The organism is Micromonospora sp. WMMD712 (assembly GCF_029581295.1).
Taxonomy (GTDB): Bacteria; Actinomycetota; Actinomycetes; order Mycobacteriales; family Micromonosporaceae; genus Micromonospora; species Micromonospora carbonacea.
On record NZ_CP120743.1, the window covers coordinates 2,315,868 to 2,337,503 of the forward strand.

At 76.0% G+C, this 21,636-nt stretch carries 18 protein-coding genes and 1 pseudogene; 6 read left to right on the forward strand and 13 right to left on the reverse strand.

The window, feature by feature from the left end:
• Positions 1-10: 10 nt before the first annotated feature.
• The 4 genes from lgt to trpC form a co-directional block, all read right to left on the reverse strand.
• On the reverse strand, positions 11-1,138 hold the full coding sequence (gene lgt, locus O7633_RS09545; RefSeq protein ID WP_282327407.1) for a prolipoprotein diacylglyceryl transferase: 1,128 nt from the start codon (positions 1,136-1,138) through the stop codon (positions 11-13).
• Between the two features lie 262 nt (positions 1,139-1,400).
• Complete coding sequence (gene trpA, locus O7633_RS09550) at positions 1,401-2,204, reverse strand: tryptophan synthase subunit alpha (protein ID WP_178065819.1); 804 nt, start codon at positions 2,202-2,204, stop codon at positions 1,401-1,403.
• Between the two features lie 3 nt (positions 2,205-2,207).
• On the reverse strand, positions 2,208-3,443 hold the full coding sequence (trpB, locus tag O7633_RS09555; protein WP_282327412.1) for a tryptophan synthase subunit beta: 1,236 nt from the start codon (positions 3,441-3,443) through the stop codon (positions 2,208-2,210).
• A gap of 70 nt (positions 3,444-3,513) precedes the next feature.
• Positions 3,514-4,377 carry an indole-3-glycerol phosphate synthase TrpC gene (gene trpC / locus O7633_RS09560; RefSeq protein WP_278128121.1) on the reverse strand — a complete coding sequence of 288 codons (864 nt, stop codon included), beginning with the start codon at positions 4,375-4,377 and terminating at the stop codon, positions 3,514-3,516.
• Between the two features lie 521 nt (positions 4,378-4,898).
• On the opposite strand from trpC, the gene O7633_RS09565 reads away from it, so the two are divergent.
• Positions 4,899-5,156, forward strand: a complete 258-nt coding sequence (locus tag O7633_RS09565; protein WP_178065821.1) for a hypothetical protein — start codon at positions 4,899-4,901, stop codon at positions 5,154-5,156.
• A gap of 159 nt (positions 5,157-5,315) precedes the next feature.
• Here the strand turns inward: O7633_RS09565 and O7633_RS09570 are convergent, their stop codons facing one another.
• The 4 genes and pseudogenes from O7633_RS09570 to O7633_RS09585 form a co-directional block, all read right to left on the reverse strand.
• Positions 5,316-5,927, reverse strand: a complete 612-nt coding sequence (locus O7633_RS09570; RefSeq protein WP_282327414.1) for a Trp biosynthesis-associated membrane protein — start codon at positions 5,925-5,927, stop codon at positions 5,316-5,318.
• Between the two features lie 46 nt (positions 5,928-5,973).
• Complete coding sequence (locus O7633_RS09575; protein ID WP_282327416.1) at positions 5,974-7,527, reverse strand: anthranilate synthase component I; 1,554 nt, start codon at positions 7,525-7,527, stop codon at positions 5,974-5,976.
• Positions 7,524-7,958: a phosphoribosyl-AMP cyclohydrolase gene (gene hisI, locus O7633_RS09580; RefSeq protein WP_246384707.1), complete on the reverse strand. Its 435-nt coding sequence runs from the start codon at positions 7,956-7,958 to the stop codon at positions 7,524-7,526. The genes O7633_RS09575 and hisI overlap by 4 nt, the downstream gene beginning before the upstream one ends.
• A 204-nt stretch (positions 7,959-8,162) precedes the next feature.
• Positions 8,163-9,089, reverse strand: a pseudogene (locus O7633_RS09585) (hypothetical protein); the annotation flags it as partial.
• 32 nt (positions 9,090-9,121) lie between these two features.
• Between O7633_RS09585 and O7633_RS09590 the strand changes: the two are divergent.
• Genes O7633_RS09590 through O7633_RS09600 form a run of 3 tightly spaced genes read left to right on the forward strand, consistent with a single transcriptional unit; the run spans position 9,122 to position 11,276 of the window.
• A complete protein-coding gene (locus tag O7633_RS09590; RefSeq protein WP_282327417.1) occupies positions 9,122-9,904 on the forward strand; it encodes an ABC transporter ATP-binding protein in 783 nt (260 codons plus the stop codon).
• Positions 9,901-10,656, forward strand: a complete 756-nt coding sequence (locus O7633_RS09595) for an ABC transporter permease (RefSeq protein WP_282327418.1) — start codon at positions 9,901-9,903, stop codon at positions 10,654-10,656. The genes O7633_RS09590 and O7633_RS09595 overlap by 4 nt, the downstream gene beginning before the upstream one ends.
• Positions 10,657-10,676: 20 nt before the next feature.
• Positions 10,677-11,276 (forward strand): TetR family transcriptional regulator, encoded by a 600-nt coding sequence (locus O7633_RS09600; RefSeq protein ID WP_278128126.1) that lies wholly within the window; start codon positions 10,677-10,679, stop codon positions 11,274-11,276.
• A 109-nt stretch (positions 11,277-11,385) separates the two neighbouring features.
• Here the strand turns inward: O7633_RS09600 and O7633_RS09605 are convergent, their stop codons facing one another.
• The 3 genes from O7633_RS09605 to O7633_RS09615 all read right to left on the reverse strand — a co-directional run bounded on the left by O7633_RS09605 (position 11,386) and on the right by O7633_RS09615 (position 15,899).
• Positions 11,386-12,138, reverse strand: coding sequence for a DUF2470 domain-containing protein (locus tag O7633_RS09605; RefSeq protein ID WP_282328506.1), 753 nt, complete (start codon positions 12,136-12,138; stop codon positions 11,386-11,388).
• 111 nt (positions 12,139-12,249) lie between these two features.
• Positions 12,250-14,025, reverse strand: a complete 1,776-nt coding sequence (locus tag O7633_RS09610) for an ABC transporter ATP-binding protein (protein WP_282327419.1) — start codon at positions 14,023-14,025, stop codon at positions 12,250-12,252.
• A complete protein-coding gene (locus tag O7633_RS09615; RefSeq protein WP_178065829.1) occupies positions 14,022-15,899 on the reverse strand; it encodes an ABC transporter ATP-binding protein in 1,878 nt (625 codons plus the stop codon). The genes O7633_RS09610 and O7633_RS09615 overlap by 4 nt, the downstream gene beginning before the upstream one ends.
• 151 nt (positions 15,900-16,050) lie before the next feature.
• Here O7633_RS09615 and O7633_RS09620 point away from each other — a divergent pair, with 151 nt between their 5' ends.
• A complete protein-coding gene (locus tag O7633_RS09620) occupies positions 16,051-16,680 on the forward strand; it encodes a TIGR03085 family metal-binding protein (protein WP_178065830.1) in 630 nt (209 codons plus the stop codon).
• A 122-nt stretch (positions 16,681-16,802) separates the two neighbouring features.
• Positions 16,803-18,629 carry a long-chain fatty acid--CoA ligase gene (locus tag O7633_RS09625; protein WP_278128132.1) on the forward strand — a complete coding sequence of 609 codons (1,827 nt, stop codon included), beginning with the start codon at positions 16,803-16,805 and terminating at the stop codon, positions 18,627-18,629.
• Between the two features lie 86 nt (positions 18,630-18,715).
• Here O7633_RS09625 and O7633_RS09630 read toward each other — a convergent pair whose 3' ends face one another.
• Both O7633_RS09630 and O7633_RS09635 read right to left on the reverse strand, forming a co-directional pair.
• Positions 18,716-20,020, reverse strand: a complete 1,305-nt coding sequence (locus O7633_RS09630) for a low temperature requirement protein A (RefSeq protein WP_282327423.1) — start codon at positions 20,018-20,020, stop codon at positions 18,716-18,718.
• A 111-nt stretch (positions 20,021-20,131) separates the two neighbouring features.
• Positions 20,132-21,589, reverse strand: coding sequence for a PLP-dependent aminotransferase family protein (locus tag O7633_RS09635; RefSeq protein ID WP_278128135.1), 1,458 nt, complete (start codon positions 21,587-21,589; stop codon positions 20,132-20,134).
• Between the last annotated feature and the right edge of the window lie 47 nt (positions 21,590-21,636).

The window sequence follows — 21,636 nt, forward strand, 5'->3', positions numbered from 1 at the left end:
GCCCTCCCGCTCAGCTCTCGCGGTCGGCGGCGCGGGAGCCGGTGGCCCCGGCCGCCTCGTCGCCCGCCCCGTCGGGCCCGGCCGCCCCACCGTCGGCGTCGCCGGTCGCGGTGGGGTCGTCGGGGACGGCCCCGGTCTCCTCGTACGCGCGGAACTGCTCCTCGCTCACCACCCGGTAACCCGCCGGGGCGGCTGCCCGCGCGCCGGCCTCCCGCTCGGACAGGTCGACCTGGGACACGTCGCCCCCGGTCGTCGGGACCGGAGCCGGGGCGGGGCCGCCCAACGGGACGAGGTATTCCCGGGGCCCGCGCACGCGCAGGAAGTAGACCAGCGCCCCGACGAAGACCAGCGCGGCCGTCCAGACGTTGAGCCGGAGGCCGAGGATGTGGTTGGCCTCGTCGGTGCGCATCAGCTCGATCCAGAACCGGCCGGCCGTGTAGCCCATGACGTAGAGCGCGAACGCCCGCCCCCGGCCCAGGCGCAGCCGCCGGTCGAGGACGAGGACCAGCGCGGCGACGCCGACGTTCCACAGCGCCTCGTAGAGGAACGCCGGATGGTAGAGCCCCGGCAGCAGCACCGGCTCGCCGTCGACGACCTTGGCGTGGCCCGGGTTGCGGGGATCCATGTCGTGCACCTGCAACCCCCACGGCAGGGTCGTCAGGCCGCCGTAGAGCTCGTTGTTGAACCAGTTGCCCACCCGGCCGACGGCCTGCGCGAGCGGCAGCCCCGGGGCGAGCGCGTCGGCCACCACCGCGAACGGGATGCCGAGCTGGCGGGCCGCGAGCCACGCGCCGAGCGCCCCACCCGCCACCGCGCCCCAGATGCCGAGGCCGCCCTCCCAGATGGCGAACGCCTTGAGCGGCTCGCCGCCCGCGCCGAAGTATTTCTCCGGCGAGGTGATCACGTGGTAGATCCGGGCGCCGATGATGCCGGTCGGCACCGCCCAGACGGCGATGTCGAGCACCGCGCCGGGGGCGACGCCGCGCTGGCGCAGCCGGCGCTCGGTCACCACGCAGGCCACCGCGATGCCGGCGATGATGCAGAGCGCGTACGCCCGCAGCGGCAGCGGGCCGAGCTGCCAGACGGCCGTGCTGGGGCTCGGCAGGACCGCCTGGGGGATCGTGGAGACGAGGGTCACGGTTGCACACGCTACCGCCGCCCACCGCCCCGGCGGCACCCCGGGCCGGGTGCAAGGAAGGGCCCCTTGTTAACGCCTGGGGTCGAGAAGGGTCCCCTTCTCACCCCGCACGGCGCGCGCGAGCGGTGCCGGGCGGGGCGGCGGAGGGCGGAGGCGGGGGTGGGGGTGGGGTGGCGGCGGGGGTGGGGGTGGGGTGGCGGCGAGCCGGGCGGGGCGGAGCGGCGCGGCGGAGGGCGGGCGGGGCGGCGCTGGGCGGGGCGGGTCAGCGCTGCGGGTGGCGGACGCCCTCGGCCAGCTCGGCGCTCAGCGCCCGCAGGGCGGTCAGGCCGGCGGCCGGGTCGGGCGCGTCGAGCAGGCAGCGGATCAGGGCGCTGCCGACGATCACGCCGTCGGCGTACCCGGCGACGGTGCCGGCCTGCGCGCCCGTGCCGACGCCGAGCCCGACGCCGACCGGCAGATCGGTCACCTCGCGCAGCCGGGAGACCAGGATCGGCGCGGCCTCCGAGGTCTGCGACCGGGCGCCGGTGACGCCCATGATGGCGGTGGCGTAGACGAAGCCCCGGCAGTGCTCCGCGGTCATCCGCAGCCGCGCGTCCGTCGACGACGGGGAGACCAGGAAGGTGCGGTCCAGGCCGTGCGCGTCCGAGGCCGCCAGCCACTCGTCGGCCTCGTCGGGGATCAGGTCGGGGGTGATCAGGCCCGTGCCGCCGGCCGCCGCGAGGTCCCGGGCGAACGCGTCGACGCCGTACTGCTCGATGGGGTTCCAGTAGGTCATGGTGACCACCGGCGCGCCGGTGGCCGCGACCGCCTCGACGATGCGCAGCGCGTCCGCGGTGCGCACGCCGCCGGCCAGGGCGATGTCGCTGGCCTTCTGGATGACCGGGCCGTCCATCACCGGGTCGGAGTAGGGGATCTCCAGCTCGATGACGTCCACGCCGGCGGAGACCATCGCCTTCATGGCCGCGATGCTGCCCTCGACGGTCGGGAAGCCGGCCGGCATGCAGCCCACCAGCACGGCCCGCCCGTCGGCCCGGGCCTTGTCGAACGCGACCCCGATGCGGCTCACGAGTCACTGCTCCTTGTCGAGGATGCCGAAGTATTCGCCGGCGGTGTGCACGTCCTTGTCGCCGCGGCCGGAGAGGTTGACCAGGATGACCGGCTCCCGGCCCAGCTCGGCGGCGAGCCCCGGGGCGATCTTGCGCGCGCCGGCGAGGGCGTGCGCGCTCTCGATCGCCGGGATGATCCCCTCGGTGCGGCAGAGCAGCTCGAACGCGGCCATCGCCTCGGCGTCGGTCACCGGCAGGTAGTTCGCCCGGCCGCTGTCGTGCAGCCACGCGTGCTCCGGCCCGACGCCCGGGTAGTCCAGACCGGCCGAGATGGAGTGCGACTCGATGGTCTGCCCGTCGGCGTTCTGGAGCACGTAGGTGCGCGCGCCGTGCAGCACCCCGGAGGTGCCGCCGGTGATGCTGGCCGCGTGCCGGTCGGTGTCCACGCCCTCCCCGCCGGCCTCGAAGCCGTAGAGCCGCACGCCCTCGTCGGGCACGAAGGCGTGGAAGATGCCCAACGCGTTGGAGCCGCCGCCGACGCAGGCCGCGACGGCGTCGGGCAGCGCGCCGGTCGCCTCCAGGCACTGCGCGCGGGCCTCGACGCCGATGCCCCGCACGAAGTCCCGGACCAGCTCGGGGAACGGGTGCGGCCCGGCGGCCGTGCCGATGAGGTAGTGCGTCTCGTCGACGTTGGCGACCCAGTCCCGCATCGCCTCGTTCATCGCGTCCTTGAGGGTACGCGAGCCGGTGGTGACCGGGACGACGGTGGCGCCGAGCATCCGCATCCGGGCCACGTTGAGCGCCTGCCGCTCGGTGTCGACCTCGCCCATGTAGACCACGCATTCGAGGTCGAACAGGGCGGCGGCCGTCGCGGTGGCCACGCCGTGCTGGCCGGCGCCGGTCTCGGCGATCACCCGCCGCTTGCCCATCCGCTTGGTCAGCAGCGCCTGGCCGAGCACGTTGCGCACCTTGTGGGCGCCGGTGTGGTTGAGGTCCTCGCGCTTGAGCAGCACCCGCGCGCCGATCTGGGCGGAGAACCGGTGCGCCGGGTAGAGCAGCGAGGGGGTGCCCGCGTAGTCGCGCAGCAACGCGTCGAACTCGGCGCGGAACGACTCGTCGGACATCGCCTTGCGGTAGGCGGCGTCGAGCTCGTCGAGCGCCGCGACGAGCGCCTCCGGGACGAACCGGCCGCCGAACCGGCCGAAGTGACCGGCGGCGTCGGGGAGCTGACCGGCCGGGGCCGGTTCGGTGGCGCTCATGGCGGTGTCCTCTCGCTGCTGACTTCTCGCCCCGGGTTGCTCGGCGCGCCGGGCGGGAGCCCGGCGCGGCTCAGCGCGCCGGACGGGGCGTCGCCGGGTGGTTGCCGGCGTTGACCAGGGCGGCCACCGCCTCGCGGGGGCTGGACTGGGTGACCAGGCCCTCGCCGACCAGCACGGCGTCGGCGCCGGCCGAGGCGTACCGGATCAGGTCGTGCGGGCCGCGCACGCCGGACTCGGCGATCTTGACGACGTTGCTGGGCAGGCCGGGGGCGATCCGCTCGAACACCGACCGGTCGACCTCCAGGGTACGCAGGTCGCGGGCGTTGACCCCGATCACCTGCGCGCCGGCCTCCATGGCCCGGTCGGCCTCCTCCTCGGTGTGCACCTCGACCAGCGCGCACATGCCGAGGGACTCGATCCGCTCCAGCAGCCCGACCAGCGCGTTCTGCTCCAGCGCGGCCACGATCAGCAGGACCAGGTCCGCGCCGTGCGCGCGGGCCTCGTGCACCTGGTAGCTGGAGACGACGAAGTCCTTGCGCAGCACGGGCACCTTGACCGCGGCCCGGACGGCGGCCAGGTCGTCCAGCGAGCCGCCGAACCAGCGCCCCTCGGTGAGCACGCTGATGGCCCGCGCGCCCCCGGCGGCGTAGTCGGCGGCGAGAACGGCCGGGTCGGCGATCTCGGCGATCTGGCCCTTGGACGGCGACGAGCGCTTCACCTCGGCGATCACCGCCACGCCGGGGCGGCGCAGGGCCGCGTACGCGTCCAGCGGTGGCGGCGCGGCGGCGGCGAGCTCACGGATCCGCTCCAGCGGAACCTGCTCCTGCCGTCGGGCGACGTCCTCGCGGACGCCGGCCAGGATCTCGTCGAGGACGCTTCCGGACGCCGCCGGACCGGCCCCGTCCCCCTCCGCGTGCGCATGCTCAGCAGTCACCAACGGACTCCCCTCTCCGGGTGTCATGGGCCGATGCTAGGGGGCGCCACCTGGCAGCACGTGCCGGGGGTATGGCGCGCCTCACGAGATGGGCTGCGGCATAATGGCCGACTTCCGGTGAACGGTGGATCACCGAGCGCGACCTGACACATCGATCGCGGTGACGCCACCGCCCGCCAGGCCATCGATGATCGCCCATCTTCATCGGATCATTGTCCGTCGGCGGCGCGCCGGGCGCACGTCGCCCGTCGACACCGGCGCGACCGGCCGGCGGCCCGCGCGCCCACCGGCGGCGCGGCCGCGCGCACGCCGGTCGATGTTGTGACGAAGCTCAAGGCTGAACGGCCCTGCCCAGGTGGCCGGACCCGGCGGACAGTTGACGTGGCGGTGACCACGGCGAAACGTGAACCGGGCACCGTGGGACTCGGGCAGACTCGACGAGGGGCCTGCCCACGGCCCATCGGGCGGTCGCGGCGAGCCGCCGCCCGCGCCGTCGGAACGATCTCGTGTGGGGTGACCAGATGAGCACTGCCGGGCCCAACCCGACCATCGGACTGACCACCATCTCCCGCACCGTGGCGTCGCTGGCCGTCGGGGTGGTGCACACCCTGGAGCGGGCCGTCGTGGGCGACGCCCGGGTGCGCACCGCGCGCGGCAACGCCTGGGAGGCCGTCTGCGCCGACCGGGCCCGCGCCGACCAGCGCGCCGAGCTGAACCGGCTGGTGGCCGAGCTGGCCGCCGCCCGCGCCGCGACGCCGGACCGCCAGCCGGTCGGCTGACCCCGGCCGCCGGCTCCGCCGGCCGGACCAGGCCGCGAGGTCGCCGGTCGGCCGGTTCGCGGGTCAGCCCCTTCGCCGGGCGTCCGGCTCGCCGGTCAGTCCGTTCGCCGGGCGTCCGGTGCGCCGGGCGGTCCATTCGCCGGGCGAACGGTGCGCCGGTCAGTCGGCCGTCGGGTCCTCGCCCCGGTCCAGCGCGTCCCACGCCTCGGTGGTCCGCCGCCCGGCCACCGGGCCCGCCGCGGCGGGCTCCGCCGGGGCAGGGCCGACGCCGGGCCGGGCCGGGCGCTCGTAGCGCGCCCCCATCGCCGGCCAGCCCCCGCCGCGCAGCGCGACACCGCCGCCGCCGAGGGCGGCGAGCAGGCCCCCGACCAGGCAGAACGCCGGCCACTGCCGGCTCACCGTGCCGTCGAACGCGGCCACCAGGCCGTAGCCGCCGCCGGCAGCCACGGCCACGCCGAGCGCCAGCAGCAGGACGCCGACCAGCCGGCGCGGCACCCCCCGGGTGGCCAGCACCGCCCCGCCCCCGGCCAGCCCGACCACCGCGAGCGCGGGCAGCCAGGGCAGCAGGCCCGCCCCGGTGCGGGCCGCGCGCACCGGGGGCAGCGGCGCCGGCCGGGCGGCCAGCTCCACCGCCCAGGTCCGGGTCGAGGCCCACAGCGCCAGGCCCGCGCCGGCCAGGCAGAGCAGCACGGCGTACGTCAGCTCGCGGCGCGCCCGCGCGGCCGGCGCGCCGGCCCCGGAGGTCTCCCCGCCGGTCGCCGGCGCTGTCACCGCGGCCACCCTCCGCCCGGTGCCGCGACGGGCCGCACCGCCGCGCTCACCGGGCGGGCCGCAGCGTCTCGGCGGCGGCGATGGCGGCGAGCACGGCGGCGGCCTTGTCGCGGGTCTCCCGGTCCTCGGCGGCCGGGTCGGAGTCGGCCACCACCCCCGCGCCGGCCTGCACGTACGCGCGGCCGTCGCGGATCAGCGCGGTGCGGATGGCGATCGCCATGTCCAGGTCACCGCCGAAGCCGAAGTAGCCGACCGTGCCGCCGTAGAGGCCGCGCCGGACCGGCTCCAGCTCCTCGATGATCTCCATGGCCCGGACCTTCGGCGCGCCGGACAGGGTCCCGGCGGGGAAGGTCGCGGCCAGCGCGTCGAACGCCGTCTGCTCCGGGCGCAGCTCGCCGACCACGGTCGAGACGATGTGCATGACGTGGCTGTAGCGCTCGATGGTGGCGAACTCCGGCACCTCCACCGTGCCCGGGCGGCAGACCCGGCCCAGGTCGTTGCGGCCCAGGTCGACGAGCATGACGTGCTCGGAGCGCTCCTTCGGGTCGGCGAGCAGCTCGGCGGCGAGCCGGGCGTCGGCGTCCGGCGTGCCGCCGCGCGGGCGGGTGCCGGCGATCGGGTGCAGCAGCGCGCGGCGTCGACCGTCAGCGCCGGCGTTGACCTTCAGGTGCGCCTCCGGCGACGAGCCGACGACGTCGAAGCCGTCGAAGCGCAGCAGGTACATGTACGGGCTCGGGTTGGTGGTGCGCAGCACCCGGTAGACGTCCAGCGGGTCGGCGTCGGTGGGCCGCTCGAAGCGCTGGGCCAGCACGATCTGGAAGCACTCCCCGGCCCGGATCGCCTCCTTGGCCGCCTCGACGGCCTTCGGGTAGCCGCCCGGGTCGGTGCGGCTGACCACGTCGCCGACGGCCGGCCGGTCGACCGTGGAGATCATCGGCGGGATGGGCCGGGACAGCGCCGTGGTCATCGCGTCCAGCCGCCCCACCGCGTGGTGGTAGGCCGCGGCGACCAGGGCGTCCCGGTCCGGCTCGTCGGCCGGCGGCAGCACCGCGTTGGCGATCAGGATCGCCGAGCCGTCGTAGTGGTCGAGGACCACCAGGTCGGTGGCGAGCATCATGCCCAGCTCGGGCAGGCCGAGGTCGTCCTCGGTCAGCTCGGGCAGCCGCTCGAAGCGGCGGACCAGGTCGTATCCCAGGTAGCCGACCATGCCGCCGGTCAGCGGCGGCATGCCGCTGGCCGGGTCCCAGGCCGGGCCGGCGAGGGCCTCGACGGTCTCGCGCAGCACCCGCACCGGGTCGCCGCCGGCGGGCAGCCCGGCCGGCGGCTGGCCGGTCCAGCACGCCGCGCCGTCGCGCTCGGTGAGGGTGGCGCTGCTGCGCACCCCGATGAACGAGTACCGCGACCAGGCCATCCCCGCCGAGCCGGCCCCCTGCTCGGCGGACTCCAGCAGGAACGTGCCCGGGCCGCCGGCCAGCTTGCGGTAGACGCCCACCGGGGTCTCCGCGTCGGCGAGCAGCCGCCGGGTGACCGGGACGACCCGCCAGCGGGCCGCCAGGTCGGCGAAGGTGGCCTGGTCGGGGCTGACGACGCCGTCGGTCATGCGGGCCCCCCGCTGGTGGTGACCGGCAGCTCGGTGAAGAAGCAGGTGCGCTCGCCGGTGTGGCAGGCCGCGCCGACCTGGTCGACGCTGACCAGCAGCGCGTCGCCGTCGCAGTCCAGCGCGACCGAGCGGACGTGCTGGAGGTGGCCGGAGGTGGCCCCCTTGACCCAGTACTCCTGCCGGCTGCGCGACCAGTAGGTCGCCAGCCCGGTGGTGAGGGTGCGGTGCAGCGCCTCGTCGTCCATCCAGGCGACCATCAGCACCTCGCCCGTGTCGTGCTGGCGCACCACGGCGGCCACCAGGCCGTCGGGGGTGCGGCGCAGCCGCGCGGCGACGGCCGGGTCGAGCCGGGACGGGCGGGCCGGGCCGGGCGTCGCCGCCGGGGTCTTGCGGGCGTTGGCGCCGGTCACCGGCGCGTCAGGTACGGGCACAGTCACCCATTCTCCCGCACGCGGCGCGGGCACCGGCGACGGCTCCCGCCGGGCGAGGGGGGTCGGGCCCGGCACGCAGGCCCGCGCCGGCCCGGGCCCGCCGGTGAGCTGCGCGAGGTAGCGGTCCAGCCGCCCGTCGGACAGCGCCTCGGCGAGGTCCGCGCCGGCGCCGGCGGCGATCTCCTCGGCGTACGGGCGGACCAGCGGGACGGTGCCGGTGACCAGCCGCCCGGCGGCGGCCCAGAGCTGGCCGACGGAGCCGGGGCGCACGCCGAGGCAGAGCAGCATGTCGTCGCGGTATCCGGGCGGGGCGACCGGCAGGTCGAGGGCGGCGGCGAACGCCGCCCGGCGGGACACCACCCGCACCGACGGGTTGGCCAGCCGCAGCACGGACGGGCAGAGCCGGGCCAGGTCGGCGGCGGCCAGCCGGACGCCGAGGTGGTCGCCCCGGGCCCGGGCCCCGGCGACCTTACCGAGCGTGGCGATCAGCTCCTCCAGCCGCGGCTCGTCGGCGGGCTGGCAGAGCACCGGCAGGTCGATGCGGGCCCGCCACCGCTCGTCGGCCCAGAGCAGCCGGATCGGCGCGGTGACCGGCAGCCCGAACGCCCACTCGGCCGGCTGGGCGAGCCGCTCCAGCCAGGAGCGGACGTCGCGGACCGCCACCGAGACGTGGGTGAGCCGGCCGCCGTTCTCGGCCAGGTAGGCGCGGCGGGCGGCGTACGGGGCGTTGATCGGCGGCCCGGCCGGGCGGGGCGGCGGCGCGTCGGTGACCAGCACGTCGAGGTCGACGTCGCTGTGCGCCGTGGCGGCCCGGCGGGCGTGGCTGCCCCGCAGCAGGATGCCGACGACGGGGCGCTCGGCCGCCTGCCGCAACCGGGCGGCCCAGTCGTCGAAGAATCCACTTTCCGGTGACGCAGCGTGACCCACCGCGCCATCGTGCCGTACGCCCGATCGGGGCGCAATGCCCGATGCCGGACGGGCTGTCCGGTCGGAAGGCTGACGCCCGGTCCGAAGGCTAGTGCCCGAGGGTTCTCTTTCCTGCCCCGGGGTACCTTTCGCCGCCGCCGTCGCGGACGCTCCGGCGGCGGCCCGTTGCGGACGGCGCCCTCCCTCGCCTACCGTGGAGTTCATCGGGTGATGAATTCCTTCTCAGGGGAGTGGCGATGGACCATGCGATCGCGGTCCGCGACCTGGTCGTGGACCGGGGCCGACGCCGGGTGCTGCACGGCGTGACCTGCGCGGTGCCGCGCGGGGCCGTCACCGGCCTGCTCGGGCCCAGCGGCAGCGGCAAGACCACCCTCATGCGGGCCGTGGTCGGCGTGCAGACGGTCCGCTCGGGCTCGGTGACCGCCCTCGGCCGACCGGCGGGTTCCCCCGCGCTGCGCAGCCGGGTCGGCTACCTGACCCAGGCGCCCAGCGTCTACGCCGACCTCACCGTCGCCGAGAACGCCCGCTACTTCGCCGCCCTGCACGGCCGGGGCCGGGCCGAGGCGGACCGCGCCGTGGCCGACGTCGGGCTGGCCGGGGCCGCCGGCCAGCTCGTCGGCGCCCTCTCCGGCGGGCAGCGCAGCCGGGCGTCGCTGGCCTGCGCCCTCGTCGGCGAGCCGGAGCTGGTCGTGCTCGACGAGCCGACGGTCGGGCAGGACCCGGTGCTGCGGGCCGACCTGTGGGCCCGGTTCCACGCCCTCGCCGCCGCCGGGACGACCCTGCTGGTGTCCAGTCACGTGATGGACGAGGCGGCCCGCTGCGACCGGCTGCTGCTGATCCGCGAGGGCCGGCTCGTCGCCGACGACACCCCCGACGCGGTCCGCGCCGCCGCCGGGGTCGACGACCTCGACGAGGCGTTCCTGCGGCTGATCCGGGCCAGCGAGGCGGCCGCCGGACCGGCCGGCGGCACACCGGCCGGCGGCACCGGGCGGGCGGCCGGCGAGGGGGCGGCGGCGTGAACGCGCGCATCCTGACCGCCACCACCGGCCGCGTCCTGCGCCAGCTGCGGCACGACCGGCGCACCGTCGCCCTGCTCGTGCTGGTGCCGGCCCTGCTGCTCACCCTCGTCTACTACATGTACGCCGACCAGCCCACCCCGCCCGGCCAGCCGAGCATGTTCGACCGGGTGGCCCTGGTGATGCTCGGCGTCTTCCCCTTCGTGATCATGTTCCTGGTGACCAGCATCGCGATGCTGCGCGAGCGCACCTCCGGCACCCTGGAACGGCTGCTCACCACCCCGCTGGGCCGGCTCGACCTGCTCTTCGGCTACGGCATCGCGTTCGGCCTCGCCGCCGCCGGCCAGGCCGCGATCGCCGCCGGGGTGGCCTACCGGGTGTTCGGGCTGACCACCGCCGGCAGCAGCGCCCTGGTGATCGCGATCGCCGTGGTCGACGCGGTGCTCGGCGTCGCCCTCGGCCTGCTCTGCAGCGCCTTCGCGCGCACCGAGTTCCAGGCCGTGCAGTTCATGCCCGTCGTGGTGATCCCCCAGCTGCTGCTGTGCGGGCTGTTCGTCGCCCGCGACGAGATGGCCGGCTGGTTGCAGGCGGTCAGCGACGCGCTCCCCCTGTCGTACGCCGTCGAGGCGTTGCAGGAGGTCGGCACGCACGCCGAGCCGACGGCCACCATGTGGCGCGACCTCGGGGTGGTGGCCGGGGCGGCGGTGCTGGCGTTGGCGCTGGCCGCGGCCACCCTGCGCCGCCGCAGCGGCTGACGCGCGGGCGGGGCGGGACGATGGCGACGCCGCGACGCACCGGCCGGCGGCCCGGCAACCCGGGCACCCGCGGGGCGATCCTCGACGCGGCGCGCGCCGCGTTCGCCGAGCGGGGCTTCGACGCGTCCTCGATCCGGTCGATCGCCGCCGCGGCCGGGGTCGACCCGGCGCTGGTGCACCACTACTTCGGCGGCAAGGACCAGCTCTTCCTGGCCGCGATGGGCGCCCCGCTCGACCCGGGCGAGCTGCTGCCCCGGGTGCTGGCCGGCGACCCCGACGGCGTCGGCGAGCGGCTGGTGCGCACCTTCCTCGGCGTCTGGGACTCCCCGGCCGGCGTCGCCGCGGTGGCCCTGCTGCGCTCGGCCGTGAGCAACGAGTGGACGGCCCGGCTGCTGCGGGAGTTCCTGGTCACCCAGGTGCTGCGCCGGATCCTCCAGCACCTCGACGTCGACCCGGCCGAGCTGCCGCTGCGCGGGTCGCTGGTGGCCAGCCAGCTGGTCGGGCTGGCCCTCATGCGGCACGTCGTGCGGCTGGAGCCGGTCGCCTCCGCCCCGGCGGAGACCCTGGTCGCGGCGGTGGGCCCCACCGTCCAGCGCTACCTGCGCGGGGGGCTGGGGTAAGAAAGGGCCCCTTGTTAACGCATCCGGTAGAGCGGGGTGCCCCGCTCACCTCCCGGAGCACGGCCCGCGCCCACCGGCACAGCCCGCGCCCCAGCGGGCGGCGGGGCGCTCAGCCGCGGGGCGCGGCGGAGTGCGGGTGCTGGCAGAGCATCGGGTGCAGCAGCCGGGCGAGCTCCCGGTGGTCGGCCACCGGACGCGGGAAGGCCAGCCGGGCCCGCCGCCGGGCGCCGGGCCGGCCGAGGGAGACCAGCAGCCCGTACCGGTCGACGCGGACCACGCGGGGCGGGCCGTCGGGGCCGGACTCGACCAGGCCGAGCTGCCGCCGGACGTACGCGGCCATCTCCCGGCCGTGGTGCACGGCCAGCTCGGTCAGCAGCTCCGGCTCCACCGGGTGCAGCGGGTCCGGCTCCGCCTCGGCGTACGCCACGGGGTCGATCCGCAGCAGCCCGTCGGGGCGCTCCAGCCGGGCCTCGGCCACCTCGAAGCGGTAGAGCCGGAAGCGGGTGCCCACGTCGAGCAGGTCGCCGGTCGGGTCCACCTCGGCGAAGTCCAGCGTGGCCTGGCGGGCCGCGTCGCCGTGCAGCGGGGCGGCCCACCCGGAGACCCAGGCGCGGCCGAGCGACGGGGCGCCGGCGGCCGGCGGCAGGTCCAGCACGTCCAGCGCCACGGCGACGTCGGAGCCCTCGCCCCGGGGCAGCGCCGCCGCCAGGTCGCTGTGCACGCCGACGAGCAGCAGCACCCGCCCGTCGACGTCGGTGGCGTGCCGGACGTGGAACGGGCCGGGCCGCTGGGCCAGGTGCACCAGGGCCGGGAGCCGGCCGGCGACCAGCGTCCGGACGGTCTCGGCGGGCGTGGGGCGCAGGGCGGGACTGGGGCGCATGACCCACCTCCGAAGGTTAGGCTTACCTAATCAGCACCGTAGACCATGCGCTTCCCCGCGTCCACCGCACCGCCGGTTCGCCCGCCCGGACCGTCAGCGGGTCTGCTCCAGCCAGGAGGCGTGCAGCAGGCCGTAGACCGAGTCGGGGTCGCGGATCAGCTCCTCGTGCGGCCCGCGCTGCACGATCCGGCCCCGGTCCACCACGATCACCTCGTCGGCGGCCTCGGCGGTGGAGAGCCGGTGGGCGATCGCGAGGGTGGTCCGGCCCCGGGTCACCGCGTCCAGGGTGCGCTGGAGGCGCACCTCGGTCGCCGGGTCCACCGCGCTGGTCGCCTCGTCGAGCACCAGCAGGTCGGGGTCCGCCACGTACGCCCGCGCCAAGGCCACGAGCTGCCGCTCCCCCACGCTCAGCGCCTCGCCCCGCTCGCCGACCGGCGTGTCCAGCCCGGCCGGCAGCCCGGCCAGCCAGTCGGCCAGCCCCAGCTCGGTGAACGCGGCCGTCAGCTCCGCGTCGGTCAGCTCCGGCCGGGCGAAGCGGACGTTCTGCCCGACGGTGGCGTCGAACAGGAAGCCGTCCTGCGGCACCATCACCACCCGGGAACGCAGCGAGGCGAACCGGACCTCGGTCAGCGGCACACCGGAGAGCAGCACCGCCCCGTCGGTCGGGTCCATCAGGCGGGTGAGCAGCTTCGCGAACGTGGTCTTGCCGCTGCCGGTCTCGCCCACCACGGCGACCCGGCTCTTCGCCGCGATGTCCAGGGTCACGTCGTGCAGCACCGGCGGCCCGCCCGGATAGGCGAAGCCGACCCCGGCGAAGCGGATGTCCAGGGGCCCCGACGGCAGGTCCCGCCCCTGCTCGCCGGGGTCGGCCACGTCCGGGGCGACGTCGAGCACGTCGAGCACCCGCCGCCAGCCGGCGATCGCGTTCTGCGCCTCGTTGAGCACCTCGGTGGCGATCTGCACCGGCTGGATGAACAGGGTCACCAGGAACAGGAACGCGGTGAGCTGCCCGATCGACAGGGTGCCGTCCACGCCGAGCAGCACCCCGAGCACCACGACGCCGGCCAGCGCCAACCCGGCGGCCAGCTCCCCCACGGAGCTGCCCATGATGCTGATCCGGATGGCCCGCTGCTGGGCCCGCTGCTGCCCCTCGATCGCCACGTCGAGCCGCCGGGCGGTCCGCCCGGCAATCCCGTACGCCCGGATCACCGGCGCCCCGACCACGCTCTCGCCGATCGTGCCGAGCAGGGTGCCCATCCGCTGCCGGACCACCCCGTAGGCGCCGGCGAGGCGGCGCTGGAGCTGCCGGATCACCAGCACCGCCGGCGCGAACGCGGCGAGCACCACGAGGGTCAACTGCCAGGAGTACGCGAGCATGACGGCCGTCGTCACCGCGAGCTGGCCGAGGTTGACGATGAGGATCACCCCGCCCCACTGGAGGAACTGGGTGATCTGGTCGACGTCGCTGGTGACGCGGGAGACCAGCGAGCCGCGCCGCTCGGACTGCTGGTGCAGCATCGACAGGTCGTGCACGTGCCGGAACGCCCGGGTGCGCACGTTGGCCAGGGCCGTCTCGCTGACCGTGAACAGCCGGCGCATCATCAGGTAGCCGCAGGTGGTGGTCACCACCAGCACGGCGGCGGTCGCCGCGACGACGGTCCACACCACGCCCAGGTCGAGCCCGCCGACGATACCCTCGTCGATGCCCTGCTGCACGGCCACCGGCACGGCGACCCGGCCCACCATGTAGATCAGCGCCAGGGCGAGGGTGCCGGCCAGGCCGGTGCGCAGCTCGGGCGAGAGGGCCAGGCCCCGCCGCAGCGTGCGCCAGGTGTTCTCCGCCGGTTGCTCGGCCTCCACCACACTCACCGGTCCACCTCGACTTCCAGGCCGGAGGTCAGCGGGGTGACCTCGTCGTACGGGCGGGGCTGCTGCTCGCTCTCGGCCTCGGCCTGCTCGTAGGCGGTGACCAGGTCGGCGTAGCCGGAGACGGTGGCGAGCAGCTCGGCGTGGGTGCCCCGGGCGACGACCCGGCCCTGTTCCAGGTAGATCACCTCGTCGGCGAGGGCGATGGTGGCCCGCCGGTAGGCCACCACGAGGATCGAGGCGGCGGGGCCGCCGGCGGCCGGGGCGCGCAGCCCGGCGAGGATGGCCGCCTCCACCCTCGGGTCGACCGCGCTGGTGGCGTCGTCGAGGACCAGCAGCCGGGGCCGCCCGGCCAGGGCCCGGGCCAGGGTGAGCCGCTGCCGCTGCCCGCCGGAGAGCGAGGTGCCCCGCTCGCCGACCATCGTGTCGAGCCCCTCGGGGAGCGCGGCCACGAAGCCGTCGGCCTCGGCGAGCCGCAGCGCGGCCCAGACGTCGTCGTCGGTGACGCCGGGCCGGTCCAGCGCGATGTTCGCCCGCACGGTGTCGTCGAAGACGAACGGCACCTGGGCGACCAGAGCGGCGGTGCCGGCCAGCGAGGCGGCGGTGAGCCGGCGGACGTCGACGCCGTCGAGGCTGACCGTGCCGGTGTGCGGGTCGACCAGCCGCACGGCCAGCGCGGCGATGGTGGACTTGCCCGAGCCGGTGGGCCCGACCAGGGCCACGGTCTTCCCGGCGGGCACGGTGAAGGTGACCTCGCCGAGCACCTCGGCGCCGGGCAGGTGCGCCTCGGCGGGCTCGTAGGCGAAGCCGACGTCGGCGAAGGCGAGCGTGGCCGGCGTCGGGTCGGCCGGGTCGAGGGCGACGTCGCCGTACGGCATCTCGCCGGTGGCGTCGAGCACCCGGCGCACCCGGTCCCAGCCGGCGACGCTGCGCGGCAGCTCGGCCAGCACCCAGCCGATGGCCCGCACGGGGAAGGCGAGCACGGTGAACAGGAAGGCCACGCTGACCAGGTCGGTGACGGAGATGGCGCCCTGCCGGAGACGGAACGCGCCGACCACCAGCACGGCGAGGGTGCCGAGGCTGGGCAGGGTCTCCAGCATCGGGTCGAAGACGCCGCGCAGCCGGCCGACGGAGATCAGCGCGTCTCGCAGCTCGCCGGCGCGGGCGGCGAACCGGGCGGTCTCCTGCGCCTCGCGGCCCATGGTCTTGACCACCAGGGCGCCGTCGAAGCTCTCGTGGGCGATGCCGCTGACCTCGGCGCGCAGCCGCTGGGCGCGGGCCTGGCGCGGGGCCATCCGGCGGGAGTAGACCACGTTGAGGGCGAACAGGGCGGGGAAGACCGCGAGGCCGACGAGGGCCAGCGCCCAGTCGGTGACGAACAGGGACGCGATCGCGCCGACCAGCATGACCACGGTGCCGACGGCGAAGGGCAGCGGGGCGATCGGGTACCAGGCCGCCTCGACGTCGGAGTTGGCGTTGGACAGCAGGGTGCCGGTGGCGTTGCGCTGGTGCCAGGACAGCGGCAGGTCCAGGTAGCGGCGGGTGACCTGCCGGCGGTAGGCGGCCTGGAGCCGGAACTGCATGTAGCCCGCGCCGAGCCGGCGGCCGAAGATGCCGACCACCCGCAGCACGCTGATGCCGAACAGCGCCCCGGCGGCGAGGGCGAGGGCGGCGACGCCCACCGACCCGCGCGCGATCGCCGGCACCACGACGTCGCCGACCACCGCGCCGACGACGTACGCGCTGGCGATCACCAGCCCGCCGAACAGCACGCTGCCGCTGACCGCCACCGCGAAGATCCGGGGCTGCTCCCGGATCGCCCGGCCGAGCACGGACAGCCCCCTGCGGAGCACGTCCCGACTTGTCCTGCTGGTCACGCTCTCCCCCGCCGTAAGTTGCACATTATCCCCCTCATCCTTACCGGACGGGTCCAGCCACGCTGTCCCGGAACGGGTATGTCGGCGGTCACGTCGGGGGCCGTCCCCGCCACGACGGGCCGACGGCGGCGCGCCGGCCTACGATCGGGCCATGCCGCGGTACGCCCGGTCGGAGCGCGAGGCGCTCGCCGACCTCATGCAGACCCTGGGTCCGGATGCGCCGACCGTCAACGAGGGCTGGTCGGTCCGGGACCTCGCCGCCCACCTCGTCGTGCGGGAGCGGCGGCCGGACGCCGCCGGGGGGATCGCGCTGCCACCGCTGCGCGGGTACGCCGAACGGGTGCGCCTGCGGGTCGCGGCGCGGCCCTTCGACGAGCTGGTGGCGCAGGTGCGCCGGCCGCCGCTGTGGAGCCCGCTGAGCAATCCCCTCACCGACGAGCTGGTCAACGCCATGGAGTTCTACATCCACCACGAGGACGTCCGGCGGGCCCGGGCGGGGTGGGGCCCGCGCGACCTGCCGGCCGGGCTGGACGCGGTGCTGTGGCGGCGGGCCTCGGTGCTCGGCCGGCTGGCGCTGCGCCGCTTCCCGGCCGACCTGCTGGTGCAGGCGCCCGGGCACGGCGCGCTGTCGGCGGGGCGGGGCGGGCCACGGGTGCGGGTGGTCGGCGCGCCGGGCGAGCTGACGCTCTTCCTCACCGGCCGGCAGCGGGTCTCGCGGGTGCAGGTGGAGGGGCCGGCGGCGGTGGTGGACCGGCTCCGGGCCGCCCAGCTCGGCATCTGACCTACGCCGCGTCGGCGGGCCGGCGCGAGGACTAGCCGATGCGCGGTGCAGGCAATACCCTTCGGTAACCGCAAACGACGTGACCCCCGTCACGCCTCCACCCCCCGAAGGCGGCTACAGCGATGTCTCTCGATGTACCGTACCGTTCCATCCCCGACATGTTCCTCAAGCGCGTCGCGGCCACCCCCGACCGCCCCGCGTTCGCCCACCCCGCCCCCGACGACTCCGGGCCGGTCTGGCTGACCTGGGCCCAGGTGGGGCAGCGGGCCCGGGCGATCGCGGCGGGGCTGCACGGGCTCGGTGTCGGCCGCGAGGACCCGGTGGCGATCCTGTCGAGCACCAGGCTCGACTGGGTGCTCGCCGACTTCGGCATCATGTGCGCGGGTGGCGCCACCACCACCGTCTACCCGACCACCGAGCCCGAGGACACCACGTACATCGTCGCCGACTCCGGCTCGCGAGTGCTGTTCGCGGAGAACCCGGCCCAGGCCGCCAAGATCGCCGGTGCGACGCTACCGGCCCTGACCCACGTGGTGCTCTTCGACGGCACGCCCGACCCGGCGGCGGCCGTGCCGCAGCTGACCCTCGCCGAGCTGGAGGAGCGCGGCGGCCGGGCCCTGGCCGACGACCCGGAGCTGATCGAGCGCCTGACCGCCGACCTCGGGCCCGACCACCTGGCCACCCTCATCTACACCTCCGGCACCACCGGCCGGCCCAAGGGCGTCGAGCTGCTGCACGGCGGGTGGTGCTGGGAGGGCGTCGCGCAGGCCGAGGTGGGGCTGCTGCGCACCGACGACCTGCAGTACCTGTGGCTGCCGCTGGCCCACTCGTTCGGCAAGACCCTGCTCTGCGGCGCGACCCACGTCGGCCTGCCGACCTACGTCGACGGCCGGGTCGAGAAGCTGGTCGAGCTGCTGGCCGTCGTGCGGCCGACGCTGATGTGCGGGGCGCCCCGGGTCTTCGAGAAGGTCTACAACAAGGCGGTCACCACCGCGCAGGGCGCCGGCGGCGCGAAGGCGAAGATCTTCGCCTGGGGGGTGCGGGTCGGCAAGGAGAAGGTCGGGCTGGAGCAGGCCGGGCGGCCCGTCCCCGCCGGGCTGAGGCTGCGCTACGCGCTGGCCGAGAAGCTGGTGTTCAGCAAGCTCCAGGCCCGCCTCGGCGGCCGGATCCGGGTGCTGGTCTCCGGCTCCGCGCCGCTGAGCAAGGAGATCGCCACCTTCTTCGCCGCCGCCAACCTGCCGATCTCCGAGGGGTACGGCCTCACCGAGAGCAGCGCCGGCAACTTCGTCAACCCGCCCGGCGGCCTGCGCATCGGCACCGTCGGCCGGGCGATGGGCGACCTGGAGTGCCGGATCGACACCGACGGGGAGATCCTGGTCCGGGGCCGGCCGGTCATGCGGGGCTACCACCACCTCCCCGAGGACACGGCCGCGGCGTTCACCGAGGACGGCTTCTTCCGCACCGGCGACATCGGCAGCCTCGACGACGACGGCTACCTGCGCATCACCGACCGGAAGAAGGACCTGGTCAAGACCTCCGGCGGCAAGTACGTCGCCCCCTCGCACATCGAGGGCATGTTCAAGGCGCTGTGCCCGTACACGTCGCAGGCGGTCGTCATCGGCCAGGCCCGCAACTACTGCACGATGCTGGTCAGCCTCGACCCGGACGCGATCCTGGGCTGGGCGGCCGGCGGCCCGCTGGAGGGGCGCAGCTACGCCGAGATCGCCGCCTCCGCCGAGGCCCGGGCCATGGTCGAGGGGTACGTCGCCCAGCTCAACGCCAAGCTCAACCGCTGGGAGACGATCAAGAAGGTGACCGTCCTGCCCCGCGACCTGACCATCGAGGACGGCGAGATGACCCCGTCCCTCAAGATCAAGCGCCGGGGCGTGGAGAGCAACTTCGCGGCCGAGATCGACCGGATGTACGAGGGCAGCCTCGCCGAGATCTGAGCCGGCGACCCGCCGGCGGCCGTGCCCCACCGTCCCGGGGCACGGCCGCCGGTCGCCCGGTCGGCACGCGACGGCAGCGGCCCGGCTCACAGGTGCTCGGCGCGCCACCGGCTCGCCTCGGCCTCGGCCTCGGCCTGCTCCGCCAGCGCCAACTGGCGGACCCGGTGCCGGCGACGTCCCTCCCCCCGGGTCTCCACCACCGTCAGCACCACGCAGACCACCCCCAGCAGCAGCAGCGCGTGCAGGGCCCCGATCCGGGCGGCCACCGGCGACAGCACGGCCAGCACCGCCACCGCGACCACCGGCGGCCAGCGCAGCACCCGCAGCACCCGCACCCCGCAGGCGACGAGGCTGAGCAGGTAGAGGCCGACCCCGCCGTAGAGGACGAGGATCCACAACGCCCCCAGCGGCTCGCCCCAGTCCGGCTTGGTCGGGTCCGCCGCCTCGACGAGCAGGTCCTTGATCCCGACGGCGAAGAAGATCACCCCGGCGACGATCGGCAGGTGCAGGTACGTGTACACGTCGCGGGCCAGCCGGGCCCGCGTCACCGGGTCGCGGGCCCGGTGCAGCGCCTGCTCGACGGCGAGCGCCAGGACGTCGAAGTACGCCCACCACAGCGCCGCGGCGATGACGACGCCGGTCACCGCGGCGACCACCACCGGCCAGGTCAGCGGCAGGCCGGTGACGAACTTCGGACCCAGCCCCAACGCGATGATCGACTCGCCGAGCGCGATCAGCACCATGAGGGCGTGCCGCTCGGCCCAGTGCCCGGCCGACACCACCGCCCAGTACGGGCCGCCGAGGATCGTCCCGGCCACGTACTCCAGGGTCAGCGCGGCGGCCCAGCAGGCCAGTTGCAGGGCCGTCGCCGTGCCGTCGTGGGCGATCCGCGGCGGCACCAGCCCGGCCGCGACGAGCAGGGCCGCCGCGACCACCGGCAGCACCGCCAGCAGCGCCCAGCGGCGCAGCCGGGCCGGGTCGCCCCGGGCCACCCAGCCGAAGACCGCGAGCTGCGTGGCGCGGACCAGGAAGTAGCAGCTCGCGAAGACCAGCGGGCCGTTCAGCCCCCCGGGGCGGTCCGTGAACGCGCCCGGCATGCTCAGGGCCAGCAGGAAGGTCGCGGCGACCGTGACGAAGCCGACCAGCGGTAGGACACCCTGGTCGGCGCGGACCGCGTTGCCGAGCCCGGCGAAGCCCGTCCAGCACCACCACAGCAGCCCCAGCACGAGCAGGCAGCGGAACGGGCTGACGGGGCTCGGGTCGTACACGGTCAGCGTGGTGACGTTCAGGAACGCGTAGACGAAGACCAGGTCGTAGAAGAGCTCCAGCCGGGTGGTGCGCGAGCCGGGCGCGCCGGGTCGCACACCGAGCGACCATCCCCCGCTGCGCACCCCCGCAGTCTCCCAACCCCGGGGCCCGGGCGGCCGGGTTCGGCCGGATCGGTGGACCGCGCGGGCGCGGGCGGTCAGGCGATGACGGCCGGCTCCTGCCAGCGCGGGCGGTCAGGCGATGACGGCCGGCTCCTGCCAGCGCGGGCGGCCGGCGCGGTCCAGGTCGTAGCGGACCGCCGCGAGCCGCCCGACGGCCTCCGCGAGGTCCGCGGCGGGCAGCGTGAACGGCAGCCGCAGGAAGCGTTCGAGGGTGCCGTCCAGGCCGAACCGGGGACCGGGGGCCAGCCGTACGCCGACCTCCTCGGCGGCACGGGCCAGCGCGCTGGAGATCGGCCCGTCCAGCTCCACCCAGAGCGTCACCCCGCCGCGCGGCGCGGTGACCCGCCAGTCGGGCAGGCGGCGCGCGAGCGCGTCGGTCAGGGCGTCGCGCTGGGCGGCGAGCTGGGTGCGGCGGGCGGCCACGATGGCCGGCGCGTCGGCGAGCAGGTGGACCGCGACGAGCTGGTCGAGCACGGGGCTGGCCATGTCCACCCCGACCCGGGCGGCGGCGAGCCGCTGCACCTGCGGGGCGGACGCGCGGACCCAGCCGATGCGCAGGCCGCCCCAGTAGGGCTTGCTCATCCCGCCGATGGAGATCACCCGGGAGTGCCTGTCGAACGTGGCGACGGGCGGGGGCAGCTCGGTGCCGTCCAGCGGCAGGTCCACGAACGACTCGTCGATCACCAGGTCGGTGCCGGCGGCGTGGGCCGCGGCGACCACCCGCTCGCGCAGCTCGGCCGGCATCAGGTGCCCGGTCGGGTTCTGGAAGTCGGGGATCAGGTAGGCCAGCTTCGGCCGCCCCTGGCGCAGGCTGCCCAACAGCAGGTCGGCGTCCCAGCCGGCGGCGTCGGTGGCCAGGCCGTGCGTGGTGATCCGGGCCCGGCGGGCGGCGAGGGCGGCGAGGGCGTTCGGGTACGTCGGCGACTCGACCAGCACGTTGCCCCCGGGCGCCAGGGCCAGCCGCAGCACCAGGTCCAGCGCGTGCTGGGTGCCGCTGGTGACCATGATCTGGTCGGGCGAGGTGGGCAGGCCCCGCGCCGTGTAGCCGGCGGCGACCGCCTCGCGCAGCTCGATGACGCCGGTCGGGTGGTAGCCGGCCCCGCCCAGGTAGCGGGGCAGGTCCTCGGCGGCGGCCCGGGCGGCGGGCAGCAGCTCGGGCGGGGCGGCCAGCGCGGCCACCCCGAGGTCGATCATGTCGCGGTCGTCCAGCGGGGTCCACAGGCCGGTGCTGGCCACCCGGTGCGTGCCCGGGAGCATCGTCCAGCTGCCCGCCCCCCGGCGGCTGGCCAGGTGGCCGCTCTCCCGCAACTGCCGGTACGCGGCGGTCACCGTGGTCCGGCTGATCCGCAGCGCCTCGGCCAGCTCCCGCTCGGCCGGCAGGCGCACCCCCAGGGGCAGCCGGCCGTCGGCGAGCAGCCCCCGGACGGCGCCGGCGAGCGCGGCGTAGTCCGGGCTGCGGCGGCGGCCGGGCAGCGCGTGCCACTGCCCGAGGAGCCGAGCCAATTGGGTCCCCCGCACCTGGCTCGTCATGGCCACCCTCCCGATATTGGCTCTCCCCATCGCCGGATTGGCACCTA

Bases quoted from the DNA above. Each gene is read 5' to 3' on its own strand.
- O7633_RS09635 (WP_278128135.1), bottom strand. From the start codon at position 21,589: ATGACGAGCCAGGTGCGGGGGACCCAATTGGCTCGGCTCCTCGGGCAG.
- O7633_RS09600 (WP_278128126.1), top strand. From the start codon at position 10,677: ATGGCGACGCCGCGACGCACCGGCCGGCGGCCCGGCAACCCGGGCACC.
- O7633_RS09620 (WP_178065830.1), top strand. From the start codon at position 16,051: ATGCCGCGGTACGCCCGGTCGGAGCGCGAGGCGCTCGCCGACCTCATG.
- O7633_RS09590 (WP_282327417.1), top strand. From the start codon at position 9,122: ATGGACCATGCGATCGCGGTCCGCGACCTGGTCGTGGACCGGGGCCGA.
- trpB (WP_282327412.1), bottom strand. From the start codon at position 3,443: ATGAGCGCCACCGAACCGGCCCCGGCCGGTCAGCTCCCCGACGCCGCC.
- O7633_RS09625 (WP_278128132.1), top strand. From the start codon at position 16,803: ATGTCTCTCGATGTACCGTACCGTTCCATCCCCGACATGTTCCTCAAG.
- O7633_RS09575 (WP_282327416.1), bottom strand. From the start codon at position 7,527: ATGACCGACGGCGTCGTCAGCCCCGACCAGGCCACCTTCGCCGACCTG.
- O7633_RS09565 (WP_178065821.1), top strand. From the start codon at position 4,899: ATGAGCACTGCCGGGCCCAACCCGACCATCGGACTGACCACCATCTCC.